At 57.2% G+C, this 19,758-nt stretch carries 12 protein-coding genes; 10 read left to right on the forward strand and 2 right to left on the reverse strand.

What is annotated here, in order from left to right; genetic code table 11:
* Positions 1-13: 13 nt before the first annotated feature.
* On the reverse strand, positions 14-6,175 hold the full coding sequence (locus tag VGC62_RS17165; protein WP_331188273.1) for a membrane-targeted effector domain-containing toxin: 6,162 nt from the start codon (positions 6,173-6,175) through the stop codon (positions 14-16).
* A gap of 412 nt (positions 6,176-6,587) precedes the next feature.
* Between VGC62_RS17165 and VGC62_RS17170 the strand changes: the two genes are divergently transcribed.
* The 6 genes from VGC62_RS17170 (at position 6,588) to VGC62_RS17195 (ending at position 14,137) form a co-directional block, all read left to right on the forward strand.
* Complete coding sequence (locus VGC62_RS17170) at positions 6,588-8,345, forward strand: carbamoyltransferase (protein ID WP_331188274.1); 1,758 nt, start codon at positions 6,588-6,590, stop codon at positions 8,343-8,345.
* Entirely contained in the window at positions 8,329-9,459 is a 1,131-nt protein-coding gene (locus VGC62_RS17175) for a glycosyltransferase (protein ID WP_331188275.1), read from the forward strand. Before VGC62_RS17170 ends, VGC62_RS17175 begins: the two co-directional genes overlap by 17 nt.
* Positions 9,459-10,355 (forward strand): antimicrobial resistance protein Mig-14, encoded by an 897-nt coding sequence (locus tag VGC62_RS17180; RefSeq protein ID WP_331188276.1) that lies wholly within the window; start codon positions 9,459-9,461, stop codon positions 10,353-10,355. Before VGC62_RS17175 ends, VGC62_RS17180 begins: the two co-directional genes overlap by 1 nt.
* A complete protein-coding gene (locus tag VGC62_RS17185; protein WP_331188277.1) occupies positions 10,352-11,761 on the forward strand; it encodes a PIG-L deacetylase family protein in 1,410 nt (469 codons plus the stop codon). Before VGC62_RS17180 ends, VGC62_RS17185 begins: the two co-directional genes overlap by 4 nt.
* A gap of 86 nt (positions 11,762-11,847) precedes the next feature.
* On the forward strand, positions 11,848-12,804 hold the full coding sequence (locus VGC62_RS17190; protein ID WP_331188278.1) for a glycosyltransferase: 957 nt from the start codon (positions 11,848-11,850) through the stop codon (positions 12,802-12,804).
* A 229-nt stretch (positions 12,805-13,033) separates the two neighbouring features.
* The gene (locus VGC62_RS17195) at positions 13,034-14,137 is read left to right on the forward strand and encodes a glycosyltransferase (protein ID WP_331188279.1); all 1,104 of its coding nucleotides are present in this window, start codon (positions 13,034-13,036) and stop codon (positions 14,135-14,137) included.
* Positions 14,138-14,147: 10 nt separating this feature from the next.
* On the opposite strand, the gene VGC62_RS17200 is transcribed toward VGC62_RS17195, so the two are convergent.
* Positions 14,148-14,753, reverse strand: coding sequence for a toluene tolerance protein (locus tag VGC62_RS17200; RefSeq protein ID WP_331188280.1), 606 nt, complete (start codon positions 14,751-14,753; stop codon positions 14,148-14,150).
* Between the two features lie 109 nt (positions 14,754-14,862).
* Between VGC62_RS17200 and VGC62_RS17205 the strand changes: the two genes are divergently transcribed.
* From VGC62_RS17205 to VGC62_RS17220, 4 genes are all read left to right on the forward strand, one after another.
* On the forward strand, positions 14,863-16,047 hold the full coding sequence (locus tag VGC62_RS17205) for an O-antigen ligase family protein (protein ID WP_331188281.1): 1,185 nt from the start codon (positions 14,863-14,865) through the stop codon (positions 16,045-16,047).
* 8 nt (positions 16,048-16,055) lie between these two features.
* Positions 16,056-17,864, forward strand: a complete 1,809-nt coding sequence (msbA, locus tag VGC62_RS17210; protein WP_331188282.1) for a lipid A export permease/ATP-binding protein MsbA — start codon at positions 16,056-16,058, stop codon at positions 17,862-17,864.
* Between the two features lie 135 nt (positions 17,865-17,999).
* Positions 18,000-19,421, forward strand: a complete 1,422-nt coding sequence (hldE, locus tag VGC62_RS17215) for a bifunctional D-glycero-beta-D-manno-heptose-7-phosphate kinase/D-glycero-beta-D-manno-heptose 1-phosphate adenylyltransferase HldE (RefSeq protein WP_331188283.1) — start codon at positions 18,000-18,002, stop codon at positions 19,419-19,421.
* A 153-nt stretch (positions 19,422-19,574) separates the two neighbouring features.
* A partial coding sequence (locus VGC62_RS17220) for a hypothetical protein (protein ID WP_331188284.1) occupies positions 19,575-19,758 on the forward strand: 184 nt, incomplete at its 3' end.

Raw genomic sequence — 19,758 nt, forward strand, 5'->3', positions numbered from 1 at the left:
CCCTGCTACTGGGTTAGCGGCCTTTTATGAATGTCAGATTCATCTCCTCCAGCGCGGTAATCAGGGACTTGAGGTCATGAAAGACTTTCCCATGGACCGTTTCCCATGATTCACGCTCAACGTACAGCTGGTCACTGGCAGTGCGTTTGATCGGCGTTTCCTGAAGGGTCTGGTCCCTGGAGCGGTGCTTGATCACCAGGTTTGCAGGGTCGGCGTCGTCGATCATGAACTGACCTGGCTCGCGCAAACGGTCAGCAATTGACAACTGCTGTGGCAGCCTGGCCGGAGTGTGGGCACCCACGAGGAAATCATTTTTTACGAATACTCCGTTCATCTGCCCAAGTTGTTTCATCTGTTCGCCGGGATCAACCAGGGTACTTCTGCTTTGACCGGGCTCCACATCCGCGACGCGTACGCCGATGCCGTGCTCAAGTTCAGCGATGCCGGGAACATTTTTATAGGTGTTGGCGTGCGAGTTACCGACTAGCGCGATCCACTTGTGCTCTCCCATGATTTCCTGATGCTTACGGATGGTGCGCGAGGCGAAGTAACTCATCATCTGCTGGCGGGATGTCTCGGAGGCTGTAGCCATATTTTTGATGTAATAGCTTGCCGCACAGTCGATGGCGCGTACTTCGATGCCGTGCTTCTTCGCCTGGGTCACCAGTTTTTCGAAGGTGTAGCCACGCTTAAGGTCGACGCGATGCCCTTTGTCCAGTCGCTTGAGGTCATGTAGCAGCCGCTTGCTCATCAGTCCGGTCTGTGCGAAGCGATCTAGATCGGCCTGATGGAGGTCGGTCAGCAAATGCTCCAGGTAAAGCGTTTTAACCTCGCGTTTAGCCAAGTGTTCCATGTTGTCGATGATGAACTGTTTGCTGGCCGTTGCTGAGTGGGCCTCACCGACCACGACACCGCGAGCACTTTCGTACAGCCGGTCAAGAAAAGCGGGCGGTGTGATGTCGGCTGCAACGACGGGCAGTTCCGCTCGCGGCGGTAACGGTTGGTTGAGGATCGTGCGAGCGTCGTTCTGAAGCTGTTGGCGAAGATTGAAGAACGCTTTGCGCACCTCGCTTTTTAGAGGGTCGGCGTAGAAGTAATGGGGGTGCAGTCCCTTATTGTCAAAATTAGCCAGGCCATGAAAAGTGGCGTGCTGCTCGACCGGCAATTGATACAGCTCATCGGTCAACGATAATTGCAGCGCCGAGGGTGAGGATGCTCCCGGCCACTCACCGGGTTTGGTTCGCTTCCAGGCACCCGCGCTATCGAGCTTGAGCCCATATTCACCGACGTACGGATTTACGGGCGGCTTGCGTAGCGGGACAAAGACCTTGCGGGTAGGGTCCCATGTCCTGTTCGACGGGAGATTTGCATCGAGCAAGGCGTGCAGTGATCTGTCCAGGTCCGTGGCCTGATCGGGTGCGTTGGCAATGTTACCCGCAGAAGCCGAAGTCCCTGGAATATCGGTATTGGCCATCGCAAGTTTGAAGTCGGCTCTGATGATGCCGGGCTCGACACCCACATCCCGACTGATTTTCCCAGTGCTGCCGGATGCCGCCGCCTCGATGCGAACGCTGACGACGCCTTGCAGTTCAGCTATGCCAGGCTGGCCTTGCAACGTGTTGGCCACGCGTTGATCGAGCAAGGCAACCCAGCGTTGGTTCGGGTGTGCGGCTACATCGGCACTGATGACTTTGTTGCCAAAGAAAGTCGACATTTTTCGTGGTGCCAGATGATCATCTACGGCCGTCGTGACAGGGTTTCCTGGGAAGTCATAACTGACGGAGGAGTTGAAGGGTTTAACTTCAATGCCGTTCTGGTGCGCGGCTTTGATGACGTGGTAGTAGTCAAATTCGTCGCTGCCGTTGCTCAGCGCGCCATCGTTCAGTTCCTTCAAGTGGTTCTTTATCTCATGCGAGCCTCTGCCTCTGAGCGCTTCCTGCCCCTTACCCTTGTATTTCTGTAGTTTGTGCAGGTGTTGGTCGGTGAACACGTGCTCGATGTACAGCACCTTCACCTCTTGATCCTTCAGCACCTTCATGTTGTTGATCAGCAGTTGTTTGGCGGCCATGGAACTCGGCGTCTCGCTGATGACCAAGCCCTTGGCGCCCTCAAAGGCCAATTCCATCAGGTCTTTGAACTCTGCTGCTTCGGTCAGCACTGGCAGGTCGGGTTTGCTGGCGAGTGTTGGGGCGACGAAAAAGGCTTCGGCATCTCGGTAAAGGTTCTGGCGCAGCCCGGTGTAGGTTGGCCGGTTTTCTCTGTAGATGAGGTTGAGTATATTTTCGTGGTATTCGAACAATGCATCTGAAGCCCTGTGTACGGAATGAGGCTCGAACGGGGCGGCGGGTTTTACGATGTCCTTCAAGAAGTTACGTAAATGGGAGGGCATCTCGTAATCGTTGGTCCCTCCTACCGCCGTTGAGGACTCTGCCGGCGTTTCGATCAGCGGCTTGAACTTGCCGGGCACACCGCCCTGAAGGCCCAGTGGGTCGAGAATTTCCCATGCTCCCTGTGCTGACAGGCGAACGGGTTGCTTGCCAAAAAAAGCGAATGGATTATTGGGGTCGATGATGTTCCAGCGTTTGAACTGCGCGTCGTATCGGACCTGAAAAACACGGCCATCCAACCCAACGTAGTGCTTGCCTTGTAGCAAGGTGACGCCTTGGCCGTGCCCCTGGGTGATAACCGTACCGTCGGCCAGAGAAACGTTGACCGCATAAGACGGATTGGCCACCGTTCGATTGACGGGTATCGGTTCTATACTGTCTGCCTGAAGTGCATGCCATATGGCGTCGCTACTTTGCTGTGTGGGTAGCTCGGTAGGTTGCAACCTGTCGGGCAACAGAGCGTTGCTGCGCCTCAATGGTGTGTGGCTTTTTAGCTCAGGACGACCGATCCAGAACAGCTCATCCTGGGATTCAAGTCGATTGAGGTGCATCCGTGTAGCTGCCCGGCGCAGGGGCTTCACGGTGTGCAGCGCGCGATTGCGCTCTGCCTGTTGGGCCATGCGTTTAACCACAGCCCCGAAGCCTTTCAAGCCTGAATATAAATCGCCAGCGGCGCCGACAGCATTCAGTAGCGACGCCAGTATGTGGGCACTGGCAGCTTCGCGATCACCCTCGCGCAATGCCTCGAACGCAAGATAGTCGTAACGCAAGACAAATGCTGCGCCGACCGCGAAGCTGGCAATCGGAAACGGCAACGTAACGGAGAGGGCGATGATTTCTATGCTCATCCATATCATTTGGGCAAGCATGTCATGGCGTCCGGTGGTGGTTTCTTCCACATCACGGATTTTGCGCAGCACGGTTTGATCGAAACAGGTGTGCTGAAGATCCAGGTAAGCCTTGGAAGGGACGACTGGGGCTTGGCTAGCGCCGCCTTTTTTTAGATCAGCCAGAAAAAAGGCCAGGGTGCGATTGGCTTTCAGACGGCAGCGATCCTTGTAGTAATCGCTCATCCCTTCTCGCAAGAGCGTATTGCTAAAGCTATCCAGACGACGGAATTCAATCCCGTCCGGTGCCTGTGGTGTGTAAATCAGTGTTTGCGCAGGGTCGTTCGCATCGTCTTCGGAGAGTACAAAGCAACCCTGAACCGTTTCGATGTGGAATATTTTTGGGGTGCGCACGGTTGAAAGCGGACGATTGACGTCCATCAATGTATTTAGCGCTTTATCAAGTTCGGGCGCGCCTGATGCAATCAACGGGTTCTCGATTTTGAATTGCAGCGGATAGACCGGATGACGTAGGCGAGTCTTTGCATCGCTTAGGTCCAGACTGTTGATCGATGCGGTGAGCCAGCCATATTGGCTGTCGGTGATCTCGGTTTTCAGCAAGCTGCGCAGGGCTGCGGCGCTCATGTGTAGCTGTGTCAGCAGCAGGCTGTGGCGACGACGATATTCATAACCATCGCTGGCCGGATCAAGCAGCGAGAGACGGACCAGATTGACGTAATCGTCGGCCAACCATTTACCGTGTACCGAGCGGGCGACTTTTTCGGCCGTCAGAGCCTTCAGGTCGATACCTGCTGGCCCTGTGAATGTTGCGGTGGTGTCGGCGCTGGCGCTGATTGGGCCAAAGGTGTCGTCGTAGCCGTTACGTAGCATTTGCGTATAGGTCAGTTGCTCTCGCGGCGAGGTGATGATGATGTCATCAGGGTCCACGCTGCCGTCAGGCAATCCCAGCAGTGCGTTGATTTTATCGCTGGCACGTTGGTGAACATAAACCTCGAACTCCGGCACGCGGGTATGTGGTTTTTCGCTATAAAGCTGGTGTGCGGCGGTGATCGCATCCTCAAGTGCGGTCAGCTTTTGACGCTGCTCGACGCTGGCGCGCAAATACCAGGTCGGTGTGTGAGCAGTCTGTTCGGTCAGTTTGACGCGAGCATACGTTTTGACCTGCGCTTGCAACGCATCCGCGTAGTGATCCCAGCGGATATACCCGATGAAGTCTTCCGTCGGCGTCGGTTTGTCGCGTAGTGCGCCAAGTTGTTCCTGCAAGGCTTGCCGTTGCGCGAACACTACCCGTTCTACGAGGTACTGACTCATCTCGGGCGATGCACTCCAGCCAACGATTTCATGCAGCAGTTGGCGCTCGTTGTCGAACCCCTGAAGCTCTTGCCCGCGAGGACTGTCGGGAGTGAACATCACCAGGCGTTGAAGCGCGCCCTGTGCGTCAACCTTGCGGATCACCCATATGTCGCTCAACACATCCCGGGCGTTGAGCTTCAATTGCTGGAAAACCACGTCGGGGTTAGCCTGCGCGTTGATCGAGGGGTCAAGTCGCTCGATCATTTCGAAGTCTTGTGTCTGGATATGACCTTGCAGTTTGGCGGCATAGGCTTGAGCCACTAACTGTTGGTGCATGACCGCACGCATCAATTGCTGCGTCTGAGCTGAACCATAAGCGTTGAGTTGGGCAGCCCCGAAGCTGGCGCGCAGATCCAGACTTTCGATTGCGTTGGCGATGTAGGCAGGTGTCAGGCCTGACATTGACTCGTCCAAGGTTTCTGCGCCCAGCGTGATCTGGCTGTGCATCAGAAACTCGGAGCCCTCGTGTGTATCGTTCGGATGCAGGCCCCACAATGCCAGTTGGGTCAGCGAGCGAGCCACTTGATAATGTTCGCCGGTCATAGGTAGCGAGCGTCGGGTCGTCACCAGTAATTGGTCGGGGTCCAGATCGACGCCCAGGTCATCGGCCATTCGCCCGCGCAATTGCTCATTCGCGTAATGCTCGGGGGAGGATGCAGGCCCCATGGTGCTCAAACATACCTCGCGCACCTGGTCGTACTCTTGCAGCCTTTGAATGTATTGCTGGCGCTCTTGGACGTTGGCGAGCTTGAACCAGGCGGGCAGGGCCGCGTACTGCTGGCGCATAACACCTTGGCTTTGCAGTGCTTGGATAATCGCTTCGCACCCTAATAGGCCAGGCATGCGAATCGCTTCATTGAGTGCATGAACGTGCGAGAGAGCAGGGTTACTTTCTACGATTCGGCTGCAAACGAACTCGATATCGGCGCGTTGCTTGGTCACTTGCTGCTCAAAGGCATGATCGAAGGGCGCGCTGGGGATACTGATCAACTGCCAGTCGGTCTGCACGAACGGCTCAAGGACAATATCAGGGTCCTCATCCTCGGCGTACACCGTTGCCTGATCACTCAGACATGTGTTTTGCATCGGCAGAAAACGCATGGCCGGATCATTGATCTGGGCCGTGAGTGCAGCGAGCATCGCATCAATGGTCACAAAACCTTCGACGCCATAACCCGGTAGAAACAGCAGTGCCAATCCTTGTGGGTTGGTAAAAACCAGGGCCCCAGCGATGTCAATTTGATAGGTGTCGGCCAGGCTCAGTTTAAGCGCGTGACAGGTCACGGCAGTGTCATTTGGCGAATGGGGCAGGCAATTGGCGTAGCCCGTACGCAGTTCACCTGCTTCGATGTTCAACGTCACCAGGTCATGAACGCTACGTTCCAGAGCGTTGATGAATTGCACTTTGCGTGACGTGCCATAGCTGCCGGGTTGTACCCAGAATCGTTCAATCTGCTGTAGCAAGGCTTGCGGCTCACCGACGGCGTAATCTTGCGCCTTGGGTAATTTCCTCAGCTCTGTCGCCAGTACAGCGGCCTGCGTGGTCAGGCGCTCAAACGCCTGAGATTTATGTGTGGAGATTTCCATGAAGTGGTGCATTCCTTTATACAGCCTACTGCGTTGTGATCTATCGGATGAGCAGGAGGGGGTTCTTGTGATGTGTTTCACCCGAATAAATCAGAGTGGCGCGTGTGGTGTGGGCTACATAATTAATGCGCCATTGTCTTGCCGTTTCAGACTGTTGTTGCGCAGTGACGCTTAGGCAGACCCGATGCATCACCGTTTGGGCGGGCTCTGATGCGCTGAACACCTGGTTCCAGGCTGTAAACGTGTATGGGCCCTCTATCTGATGCCCGACCTGCTGATGATTTGCTCCCGACCAAATCCCTGCGCATTACGCTATAATCCCGCCCTTTAGCTGCCCGCCGCCCTGGCGCGAGGCACACTTTTTTATTCAGGCGCCTGACGCCTGTTATGCAGATAAAGAGGCTCGACCCTAGTGGCATTGACGATTCTTGGCCTGTCCGGCGCCCTTAGCCATGATCCTTCCGCAGCCTTGTATATCGACGGCAAGCTGGTTGCCGCCGCCGAAGAAGAGCGTTTCGTTCGCGACAAGCACGCAAAGAACCGCATGCCCTACGAGTCGGCGAAGTTCTGTCTTGAGTACGCTGGCATCAAGCCATCCGACGTTGATGTGGTAGCGATTCCTTTCGCTCCGGTCAGCCTGTTCGGTGAGGCGCGCTGGAAGTACGCCAAGCGTTACTGGTATGCCCCGGACCGCGCGCTCGATGCCATCCTGATGGGTAACCGTCGCTACAAGCGTTATCGCAACAAGATCGTCTGGTGCCTTGAGCAACTGGGTTTCGATCCGAAAAAAGTCAAGATCGAGCCCGTTGAGCATCATCTGGCTCATGCTTCCAGCGCCTATCACTGCTCTGGCTTCAAAGAGAAAACCGCGATCCTCGGCATCGATGGCAAAGGCGAATACGCCACCACGTTCTTCGGCTATGGCGAAAACGGCAAGATCCACAAGATCAAGGAGTTCTTCGACCCGGACTCGCTCGGCGGCCTGTATGGCGCGATTACTGAATTCCTTGGCTTTGAAATGCTCGACGGCGAGTTCAAAGTCATGGGCATGGCGCCGTATGGCGATGCCAGCAAGTATGACTTTTCGCGTCTGGCAAGCTTTGAAAACGGCGAGTTGGTGATCAACACCGACTACGCCAACGTCATTGGCCTGCGTCGCTATAAAGAGAAGGGCAAGGGCTTTTACTTCTCGCCCAAACTGATCGAGTGGCTGGGCCCCAAGCGCGAAGGCGACATCGCCGACGAGCCGTACATCCACTACGCGGCCAGTATGCAGGCGCTGTTCGAAAAGCTGTCGCTGCAAATGATGGATTACTACCTGGGCGACATCCTCAAGGAAACCGGCAAGATCGCCTTCGCTGGCGGCTGTGCGCTGAACGTCAAGCTGAACCAGAAAATCATCGCGCGCCCGGAGGTCAAGGAGCTGTTCGTCCAACCGGCGTCCGGTGATGCCGGCACGGCGGTCGGCGCGGCGGCTTATGTGTCCCACGCGCGTGGCGTGCCGGTCGAGAAGATGGAGCACGTTTACCTCGGCCCTTCGTACAGCAACGAAGACGTGATCGCGGCCTGCGCCCGTCACCCGAGCAAGCCGCTGTGGCGTCAGATCGACAATACCCCGCAGCGCATCGCCAAAATCATGGTCGAAGGCAATCCGGTGGCCTGGTTCCAGGGCCGCATGGAGTTCGGTCCACGCGCGTTGGGCGGTCGTTCGATTATCGGTTGCCCGAGCATTCCCGGTGTGGCTGATCGCATCAACCACCAGATCAAGTTCCGCGAGCGCTGGAGGCCTTTCTGTCCGTCGATGCTCGACACCGTGGCGCCACAGATGATCAAGGTTGACCATCCGGCCCCCTTCATGACCTTCACCTTTGAAGTGGCTGAAGAGTGGAAAACCCGCGTGCCGGAAGTCGTCCATGAAGACGGCACATCGCGTGCACAGGTACTCAAGCGCGAGTACAACCCGCGTTACTACGACATGATGAAAGCTCTGGAAGACCTGACCGGCAACGGCGTGTCTCTGAATACTTCGCTGAACCGCCGTGGCGAACCGATGATCTGCTCGCCGACCGATGCGCTGAACATGTTCTTTGGCTCGGATCTGCAATACCTGATCATGGAAGACATCCTGGTGGTCAAAGACGGCGCGGAAACCTATGACACGCTCGGCTGAACGCCATGTGTTGCAGTTTTGCCACGGTTATGACGGGCCGTTTCTCGACTGCGCCCGGCAATACGCCAGCCTGTTCGCCGGCAAGGGCTATCGTGTCACCACGGTATTTTTGACCGGCATCGCCGATGCCGAAGTCGCCGCCGGTTGTGCCTCGGATGAAGTGCTGTTCATGGAATACAGCTCCAAGGCCATTCGTGGCCTCAAGCTGGGCGCGATCCTCCAATTGCGCAAAATCGCGGCGTCGCGGGACTTTACGTTTTGCATTGCCCACCGGTTCAAGCCGGTGTACATCGCGTTGCTGGCCACGCGCCTGCCAGTGATTGGCGTACACCACGCCTTTGGCGACTATCAACGCCGCAGCCGCAAGCTGTTTGCCCACCTGTTTCGCTGGCGACTGAGCCTTTTGGGCGTCTCTGACGCTGTGCGCGACGACATGCGCAAGAGTCTGCCGAAGTGGCCGACCGGCCGAATTCAAACCTTGTACAACCGCATCGATGTCGATCAATTGCAGGCCAGTCTGCTGACGCGAGAGCAAGCGCGTGAAGCATTGGGTCTCTCGCCGGATGCCTGGATTGTCGGCAACGTCGGTCGCCTGCATCCAGACAAGGATCAGGCGACGTTGCTGCGGGGCTTTGCCCAGGCCTTGCCGAACCTGCCTGCAAACAGCCAATTGGTGATTCTCGGCAAAGGGCGTTTGGAGCAGGACCTCAAAGAGCTGGCTATGGAGTTGGGTATCGGCGGCCAGGTAATGTTGCTTGGGCAAGTCCCCCAGGCCAGTCGCTATTTCAAAGCCTTCGATGTGTTTGCGCTCAGCTCCGACCATGAACCCTTTGGCATGGTCCTGCTCGAAGCCATGGCGGCAGGCGTTCCGCTGCTGGCGACGGCTTGCGGCGGCGCGAAGGAAGTGGTCGAAGGCGTCGGCGTATTGTTTGCGTTGGGCGATGAAGTGCGCCTTGCGCAGGGCTTGACGCATTTGTCGACACTGGACGTTGCTCAGCGTCAGGCTTGCGCCGACCTTATGTTGCAGCGTTTGCGTGAGCGGTTCTCTGACTCGGCGGTGCGTGAGGTGTTCTGGCGTTTACCGCAGGTCACTGACCTGGCTGCGCAGCCTTGATGCTCAACCGCTTTCAAAGCATTCGTGAGCGCGGCTGGACGCTGATCGATGCGCCGGTTTATGAGCAAGCCTGGCAGCGTTACGGCGGCAGCGTTGCGACTCACCCGCTGGTGGTTGAGCGGTTGGCTGGCCTGGCCGGTATTGCCGTGCGTTATCTGGCGTGGGAGCAGGGCGGCGAGGTGAAAGGCGCGATTGCCACGTGGGGACGTTCGCTGGCGCTGTCCAAAGACGTACTCAAGAGTCACGGCAAGAAAGGCCTGTTCGATCTGGGCAACGCAGAGTTGATCCTGCCAATCGCACCTGATGCTCACGTACCGGTCCGTCATCGTGGTCGTTATTTGTCGGCGCTCAATGAGGGCCGGGTATCGACCCTCAAACCGCAGGCCGAATCGCTGGCGATGGCCCGTACGCCCGAAGAGCTGTCAAAGAAGTTTCGCTACAACCAGCGCCGTGAGCTGCGCCTGCTGGAAGAAGCGGGCGGCGTCGTGCGTCCTGTCAGTGACTTTTCCAGCGCTGAGCTGGCAAGTATGTACTGCGATCTTTTCCAGCGTCGTTGGGGTTTCCCGGCAACGGGGGCCGAGCGGATGGCCGAAGTGGTCGAACTGCTGCGCGACTTGTTGATCGGTTCGGTGATCTTCCTCAACGATGCGGCGATTGCCATTCAGTTGGTGTACCGCGTCGAGGCGCCGGAATGGATCAGTGTCGAGTACATCAATGGCGGTGTCGACCCGCAGACCCGTGATTTCAGTCCCGGCAGTGTGTTGAGTTTCCTCAATACTCAAAGCGCCTGGGAGCAGGCGCGGGCGCTGGGCAAGCCGCTGCGTTTTTCCTTTGGTCGCGCCGACCGTGAGTACAAGGATCGTTGGTGCAACCCTGTTCCGGTGTTTCAGATTTGAGCCGCAAGCAAGAATTGCTCAAGCGCCATCGCCGCCACAAGCGAATCGCGCTGCTGATCGGTGTTCTGGTGCTGATCGTCGTCGGCGTGGCGGTGGCCTGGTGGCTACCCGTGCTGCTGGCGTTGCTCGGCTGGATTGCCCATGAAGCCTGGTTCTCCGATCACCTGTTCTATTCGCCGCATGACGACTATCAATACCAATTCCCCGCTGAAAACGAAGTCAGTGGTATTCGGCTACAGGGCGACGCCTTGCGTGTTGATGCAGCGCTGTCGCTAAGCGGTGACGAAACCCTGGTGCTGTCGGTGCCGATCAAAAGCTCATGGCTGGGGCGGTTTGTCGATCCAGTGATTGAGCTGGAAGGTTTGGATGTCCGTGACAGCCAAGCGTTTGAGCGCGGGGTTGATGGCTTGCGTTACCTGAACCTAACCGGCCTGGGTGAGTCATTGGCAGCGGGCTCGCTACGCATACGTGGTCGTTTTTGCCGAGTGACCGGTCAGCCTCGGCTTTGGTCGTTCCGTCATGCCGACGCGCGTCGTCAGCGAGTGATGGTGATCGCACCTCACGCCGACGACGCTGAACTGGCAGCGTTCGGCCTATACAGTCAGGCTGACGAGAGCTGGATCGTCACGTTGACCGCCGGCGAGATTGAGGCCGAACACTATCGGCAAATGGGCATGAGTCCAGCGCAGGCCGCACGCATCAAGGGTCGCTTGCGCGCGTGGGACAGCATTGCTGTGCCACGTTGGGGCGGCGTGCCGGAGTCGCATTGCGTTCAGTTGGGTTATTTCTGCCTTCAACTGCCAGCGATGCAAGCGTCGCCAGCAGAGCCAATCGCCTCGCGTGAAGCGCAACTGAGCGATATTCGTTTGTTCCGCCAGTTCAACCCGATGAGTTTGCCGGGCGATGTCGATGGCGCGCCAACATGGAACAACCTGATCGCTGATTTGCGCGCCTTGATGCTTCAAGCGCGCCCTGAGGTGCTGGTCATGCCGCACCCGACCATCGATCCTCATCCCGACCATATTTGCTCCCAGTCCGCAGTGCTGGAGGCATTGGTGGGCTTGGCCTGGCAGCCGAAAGTGATATTGGGTTACGCCAATCACCTGCATGACAACGACCGCTGGCCGATGGGCTGTGCCCACAGTGGTGTCGCTTTGCCACCGGTATTTGATAAAAGCGTCGAACTGGTGCCCTATTGTGTTGAATTAACTGAGATTGCGCAGCGCGATAAAGCCATGGCATTGGGTATGATGCATGACTTGCAGCCCCCGGCGCCGCTTAAACGGCGCGTGAGGCGCTGGTTGCAAAAGCTGCTGGCGGGGCGACGCTGGCCTGCCGAGGGCGAGAACGAGTTTTTCAGGAAATCCGTGCGCCGGCATGAGTTGTTCTGGCGCAAGGATTGCTGAGCATTAAGCCGGATTGAGTCAACGATCAGATGTCACTGGGCGCCGGGAGTGTCAGGGGTGAACACCAGTGGACGCCAAGGAAACCGATGAAAGTTCTATTTCTGGTCCAGAAAGAGCAACGCGCCATTCTGGATCGCCTGTATGACGGCGTCGCAGCGAACTGTGAGTGTGACTTGCGCTGGCTGACGTCCGAACAGCAGCGAAATCTGCGTGGCTATTTCCGTCGTGAAGTGGACGTGACTCGCTATGACCGCATCGTGTTTTTCCTGCGCTTTAAACAGGAAATACGCCAGGCGAGCTTCATCCGCACGATCCCCAATCTGGTGATCCTCGAGCACGACGCGTATCAGAACTATATTGCTTGCAAGTACACCGGGAAGTTCAGTGCTCATTACCGCAAGCTGCCTTGGGTGCGGGTGATCAGCTCCGGGTTTATGGTCAGTGAGCGTCTGCGTGAGGAAGGCTTTGATGCGGTCTTTGTACCCAAGGGCTACGATCAAAGTCTGTTGCAGGATCAAGGGCGTGAGCGCGATATTGAGCTGGCGTTCGTCGGCAGCACCAACAGCGTGGCCTACAGCGGTCGCAAGGCGCTGCTCGACGAGTTGGGGCGAGTGGAGTCGCTGATCGTCACACGTACCAAGTCCGGCGAAGAGTATTGCGATACCCTTAACCGCATCCGGTTTTTCGTCAGCGCCGACGTCGGTATGGGCGAGTACATGATCAAGAACTTCGAGGCCATGGCGTGTGGCTGCGTGCTGCTGGCGTTCGATCAGGGCGAGGCGGAAAACCGTGCGCTGGGCTTTGAAGACATGCGAAACGTTGTGCTTTATAGCGATATTCCCCAACTGCAAAAGAAGTTGGCGGTCTTGCGCGATGATCCTGAGTTGGCGTTGCGTATTGCCGAGAACGGTCGACATCTGGCAACGTCGAATTTCGCGTTCTCGGCGATTGGTGAGCGTATTGTGCAGGCATTGACGCCTGCGTTGCGTACGCATCCACCCCTGAGTTGGGTACAGCGGCTGCGGGCTATGTTGGGCCTTTGATGGAGCAGATATTTGCCGGGCTGTGGAACAAAGCGACGCGGCAGATTACGAATTGACTAGGGACATCGCCCTGTAAGGGCGATGTGGTTCTACTGACGGCTCCAGAGTCACGCCTGTGCGTGGCTGAATTCTGGTTTTACGCTTCTCTTTCGGGGTGCGCATTGGCTTTACCATTGATTGACCCTGCCAGCATGAATGTCGTGACGTTATCGTCAAGGCAAGGCGTCTGATGAGCATCATTAATGTGATGTGGTCCAGTGGCTCACCGTTTTCATCGGTTCACAAAGTTCATCAGCAAATCATTTCGCAGCTCGATCCGGCCGTTGATATCAAGACATGGTTTCTTCAAGGCGAGGCCAGTGGCTGCGCAGAACCTGTCACTCAAGTGCGCGAGTGGAAACTGTCATCGCGCCTGCTTAAAGAGCGGCACGTCTGGCGGCTTCTGAAACCGTTGCTGCAATTTCGCATGAGAAAGGCCCTGATCGAGAGCCAGGCCAAAGTGGTGCTGCTCGACGGGTTAGGCGTCGCACGCGTGTTGTTGCCGATTCTAAAGGACATGCCGGACATTCGGGCGGTGGTGGTTTTTCACGGCGCCACGAAAATGCGAGATGAGCAGCGGCTTATGTTTCAGCAGTTTCCCGCAGAGCGGATGACACTGGCGGCGGTATCGCAAACCCTGGCGGCTTCGCTGCAAAAGACCCTGCAGATACCGGTGATAGGCTTGCGCAGTGCGCTGGAGCCAGAATCGTTTTGTCTGCATTTGCTTGCCCGCAAGCAGGCTCGGCGCGTGCTTGATCTACCTTCTGAAAACATGCGCATCCTGGGGGCCGTTGGGCGGCTGGTCAGCGACAAAGGCTTTGATTACCTGCTCGATGCATTCTCGCAGTCGCTGGTGCGTCATCCTGATCTCAATCTGGTGATCATTGGCGAAGGCCCTGACCGCGGGGTGCTGGAGCACAAGATCAAACAATTGAAGCTCGGCTCAAAGGTGTTTTTGCCCGGACACAAACCGGGTTTGGCGAAGCTGTACCGTGGGTTTGACTGGGTGGTGATTCCATCGCGCGAGGAAGGTTTAGGGCTGGTGTTGCAAGAGGCGGTGATCGCCGGTGTCCCGGTATTGGTCAGCGATTTGGATGTTTTTCGTGAGCAGTTGGGCGATGCAGGTCATTACGTGCCGGTCGCCGATGTTCCGGCGTGGGTCGCCGCGATTGAACAGTTCACGGCCCAGCGCGGCGATGACGTTTCGGCTTCCCAACATCAGGCCCTGGCGCCTGAAAAAGCCTGGGAGCAATTTCGCCATGACTCCCGGGCCCTGCTCGCCCCTCATCCTTGAGGCGATGTTGTCAGGAACTCAGCAAGGCTTTTTCAAGGTCCTGCAGTGGAAACTCCTGTCCTAGATTTTCCCGCTCGATATACCGCGCGAAATGCTGAACGTTACGTTTCTTGAGGCGCTCTGAAAGAGGCGCCTTGAAAAAGCGCATGTCGGCAACGTCGATCAGCCCCAGCTTCTCGTCCGGCGTCACGACAATGTTGCCCAGGTGCAGCGAGCGGAAATAAATCCCCGAACGATGCAGGCTGCGGATCAACTCGATCAGCGCAGGGAGCGCCTGCGGCCATTTAAAACCAGGCTTTTTGGCGATTTGCCGCAATGTTTCACCCACAAGAGGGCGATACAAGACAGCGGTCATGCCCGGTTGCTCCAGCGCATAGAAGTGCGTGACCCTTAGCGTGGGTACGCCAAGTTTTTCGAGCTGGGCGGCGTTGTCGATGAAGCGTTTGGAATAAGGGCGCAACAAGGCGGATGAAAACCAGCGCTTGCGGCGAAATAGTTTAAGGATTTTGCCGTCCAGCAGCATGTACACTTTCGCGCCATAGCTGTCGGCCTCCAGTACTTTGGCGCCGACGATCATTTGATTTAAAGCGGCTTTTGAAAGCCGAAAGCATTGCATCAGTAGAAAGCCTTGTGAAAGTTACGAGCCGTTTGACGGGCAATGATGCCCAAAAGTGAACGCTTTCACCATGCCGGGCGGACTGGTCGTACATTTTTAGGGAGACGGGATGTACTCGAATCGCTGGGCACATGCCCTGCTGTCTACAGGATTGTTGTGGTTTTTGCTCGCCATCGCGTTCGCACCGGCGAACAAAATCTATCAGCAAGGCTTGGTCGCGCTGCTCTGGGTGCCCTGTATTGCCCTGGCCTGGTCGGCACGGGCGTGTCTGGGGGAGGCTTGGCGTGGGCAACGATTATTGTTTTCGCTGTTACTGTTGCTGGCGCTGTGGGCGTCGATCAGTCTGCTCTGGAGCCATACCCAAGAGCCAGATCGTGAATTCAAGCGAGTGCTCTACATCGCGTTCTTCGTCCTGTTTTTTCCGATCCTGGCCGATGCGAAGCCTGATCGGGTCATGCGCCTTATGCAGTGGGCCGGCGTCGGTTTGGGCGTCGCGGCGCTGGTTTCGATGATCAAGTTCTTCGGTGTCCAACACCACGCCTGGCTGGCGCGAGTGGAGGGTGTCGGCGAGCTCAGCCATCCGATTCTCGGCGCTTATGTCATCGGCGTCGCGGTGATCTGGACACTACTCTGGCCTCCTCGGACCAAGCCGTTGCAGGTGGTCTGGTGTCTGGCACTGTTGCTCGGCTCTGCGTTCGTGGTGATGTCCCAAAGCCGTGGCGCGGTACTTGCGCTGTTCTTCACGATCGTGGCGCTGCCTATTTGGTGGCGACACAGACGTGCGTTTTACCTGTCTGCCGCTGCGGTGGTGGTGGCTGTTATCGGGTTCTGGCTGATGGAGCCGCTGATGATGGCGCGCGGCTCGTCCTACAGGCCCGAGATCTTCGAGGCTGCCTTGAAGATGATTGAGCTACACCCGTTAACCGGGCTTGGGCTGGGGTCTGAATACAACGTGGTCGTTGCCGACGGCACGCGATTTGACCACTCGCATAATCTGTTCACCCACATTGCTATCGAATTGGGCGTGCCCGGCATGTTGCTTTGGGCCGGCATTTGGTTGACGGTGCTTTGGCAAGCCTGGCGCGTTCGCGAGACCGATTTTGGTCGCGGCATGATCGGCATTTGGCTGTTTTCGACCCTCGCCATGCAATTTGACGCAGCGAGTCTCACAGGATCGCCTCGCGCTGAATGGTTCATCACCTGGTTACCCATCGGCCTGGCCAGCTTGCTGGTGTGGGCACGAGGGGAAGTTGCCCCGGCTGTGATAAAATCCCGCGTTCCACTCAATCAGTGAGCTTTACGATGAGCGATACACCGTCCAGTAGCGGACAAAGCTCCAGCCTGAAAATCTATTTTCGACTGCTGAACTACGTAAAACCCTACGTTGGGATTTTTATCCTCAGTATCGTCGGCTTCGTGATCTTCGCCTCTACCCAGCCCATGTTAGCGGGCATTCTCAAGTACTTTGTCGATGGCTTGAGCAACCCTGATGCGGTGCTGTTTCCCACCGTGCCTTATCTGCGCGATCTGCAATTACTGCAAGCGGTGCCGCTGCTGATCGTATTGATCGCGGCCTGGCAGGGGCTGGGCTCGTATCTGGGTAACTACTTTTTGGCCAAGGTATCTCTGGGCCTGGTTCATGACCTGCGCGTGGAGCTGTTCAATAAACTATTGGTGCTGCCCAATCGCTACTTCGATACGCATAATTCGGGTCACCTGATTTCGCGCATCACCTTCAACGTGACCATGGTCACCGGCGCTGCGACCGACGCGATCAAGGTGGTGATCCGTGAAGGATTGACCATCGTGTTCCTGTTCATCTACCTGTTGTGGATGAACTGGCAACTGACCCTGGTCATGCTTGCCATCCTGCCGTTGATCGCCGTCATGGTTGGCAGCGCGAGCAAGAAATTTCGCAAGCAGAGCAAGAAGATCCAGGTAGCGATGGGCGATGTGACACATGTCGCGTCCGAAACCATTCAGGGCTACCGCGTCGTGCGCAGCTTCGGCGGCGAAAAGTACGAAGAAGAGCGTTTTGCCCGCGCCAGCACCAGCAACACGAAAAAGCAGTTGAAGATGACCAAAACAGGCGCGGTCTACACCCCGATGCTGCAACTGGTCATCTACACCGCCATGGCGGTATTGATGTTTCTCGTCTTGTATCTACGCGGTGATGCGACTGCTGGCGATCTGGTTGCATACATCACGGCCGCTGGACTACTGCCCAAGCCGATTCGTCAGCTGTCTGAAGTCAGCTCGACAGTTCAGAAAGGTGTGGCTGGCGCGGAAAGCATCTTCGAGCAACTGGACGTGGAGCCAGAACTCGACGAGGGAACCATTGAGCTGGATCGCGTCTCCGGGAATCTGGAGGTGCGTAACTTGAGCTTTACCTATCCAGGCACCGAGCGGCAGGTGCTGAACGACATCAGCTTTTCGGCGGCATCGGGTCAGATGATCGCGCTGGTGGGGCGTTCAGGCAGTGGCAAGTCGACACTGGCGAACTTGATCCCGCGCTTCTACCAGCACGAGACGGGCAATATTCTGTTGGATGGTGTCGATATCGAAAAATATCGCCTGCACAATTTGCGCCGGCATATCGCGCAAGTGAACCAGAACGTGACGCTGTTTAACGACAGCGTCGCCAATAACATCGCTTACGGCGACCTGGCAGGCGCGCCGCGTGCGGACATCGAGGCCGCTGCCTCCGATGCCTACGCCAAAGAGTTCATCGATCAGTTGCCCGAAGGCTTCGACACCCAGGTTGGCGAGAACGGCGTGTTGTTGTCAGGTGGTCAACGTCAGCGTCTGGCGATAGCACGGGCGCTGCTCAAGAACGCGCCATTGCTGATTCTGGATGAGGCGACCTCTGCGCTGGATACCGAATCGGAGCGTCATATTCAGGCGGCGCTGGATCACGTCATGAAGGGTCGCACCACCTTGGTGATCGCACACCGTCTGTCGACCATCGAGCGCGCCGATATGATTCTGGTGATGGACCAGGGGCGCATCGTTGAGCGCGGTAACCACTATGAGCTGCTGGCGCAAAACGGCTATTACGCCCGCCTGCACGCCATGGGGTTGGAAGAGCCCGCGCCAGTCGGGGCGGTTTGATCTGAGCTGAAAGCTTCGGCGGACGTCGATACGTGCAGAATCACTGAACGACATCGACCTCCCCTCGGCCCCTCAAGCTCGCTAAACCCTGTGCTAAGATTCGGCCCCTGTTCATTCTTAGTTACGGGTTGTTCGATGAAGTTGTCCATGCCGCATTTTGATCAGGCACCAGTTTTGGTGGTGGGCGATGTGATGCTTGACCGCTATTGGCATGGTGGTACCTCACGTATTTCGCCTGAGGCGCCGGTGCCAGTGGTCAAGGTCGATCAGATCGAAGACCGTCCGGGCGGTGCCGCAAACGTTGCGCTGAATATCGCAGCCCTCGGCGCAAAAGCGTCTCTGGTCGGTGTGACCGGCACGGACGAGGCTGCTGAAAGCCTGAGCAACAGCCTCAAGGCCGCTGGCGTCACGGCCCGCTTCCAACGCATTGCGCATCAACCGACTATCGTCAAATTACGCGTCATGAGCCGCCATCAGCAGTTGCTGCGTATCGACTTTGAAGAGCCGTTTGCCACCGACGCTCTCGCCCTGAGCGAGGAGGTCGACGCGCTGCTCGATGGCGTCAAGGTGTTGGTGCTCTCCGATTACGGCAAAGGCGCTCTGAAAAACCATCAGGTGCTGATCAAGTCTGCGCGTGATCGCGGTATTCCGGTATTGGCCGACCCAAAAGGCAAAGACTTCGGGATTTATCGCGGTGCGAGCATCATTACCCCGAATATCACCGAATTCGAAGCCATCGTCGGCCAATGTGCCGACGAGGCAGAACTGGTCGCCAAAGGTGCCGAGCTGATGCGTTCACTGGAGTTGGGCGCCTTGCTGGTGACTCGTGGTGAGCATGGCATGACCTTGTTGCGCCCTGACCAACCCGCATTGCACCTGCCTGCTCGTGCGCGCGAAGTGTTCGATGTCACGGGGGCCGGCGACACCGTTATCTCCACCTTGGCCGCTGCTCTGGCCGCTGGCGAAGAACTGCCGCACGCCGTGGCGCTGGCTAATCTGGCCGCCGGCATTGTGGTGGGCAAGCTGGGCACTGCCGCGATCAGTGCGCCTGAACTACGCCGTGCCATTCAGCGCGCCGAAGGTTCCGAGCGCGGCATATTGACCCTTGATCAGTTACTGCTGGCCATCGACGATGCGCGCGCGCACAACGAAAAGATTGTCTTCACCAACGGCTGTTTCGACATCCTTCACGCCGGGCACGTGACCTACCTCGAACAAGCTCGCGCGCAGGGTGATCGCTTGATCGTTGCTGTTAACGGCGACGCCTCTGTCAGCCGCCTGAAAGGTCCTGGCCGTCCAATCAATAGCGTCGACCGTCGCATGGCAGTGCTGGCGGGATTGGGCGCGGTGGACTGGGTGATCAGCTTCCCTGAAGACACGCCGGAAAACCTGCTGAGCTACGTCAAGCCCGATGTATTGGTCAAGGGTGGTGATTACGACATTGATCAGGTGGTCGGTGCCAGTATTGTTCAGGCGTACGGCGGCGAGGTGAAAGTGTTGGGGTTGGTCGAGAACAGCTCGACCACCGCCATCGTCGAGAAGATCCGCAGGCAGTGATTAAGGCCGGTGTCGCTTGATACCGCCTTATTCCTCCGTAGATACTCTGTTCCCGGTCAAGCTTTCAACTGGTGTTTTTTGCCGAAAAGCTTGGCCGTATCAAATGCTTCACATGTCTTCAATGTGGCGGGTGATCCGCTGTAGGAGCGCGGCTTGTCCCGCGATCTGGCGCGCAGCGGCAGTAAACCCGATGTGTGCGGTCTACCTGTCACACTGCATGAGCAGGTTTTACGACGGGTTCCCCGCCGGTCGCGGGACAAGCCCGACTCCTACATTTTGGGGCGCACTTCACACCGCGTTGGTTGCCTCGCCAACAAGTTGGCTCCTACAGAAATCG

It is taken from the genome of Pseudomonas sp. (assembly GCF_036404235.1).
GTDB lineage: Bacteria > Pseudomonadota > Gammaproteobacteria > Pseudomonadales > Pseudomonadaceae > Aquipseudomonas.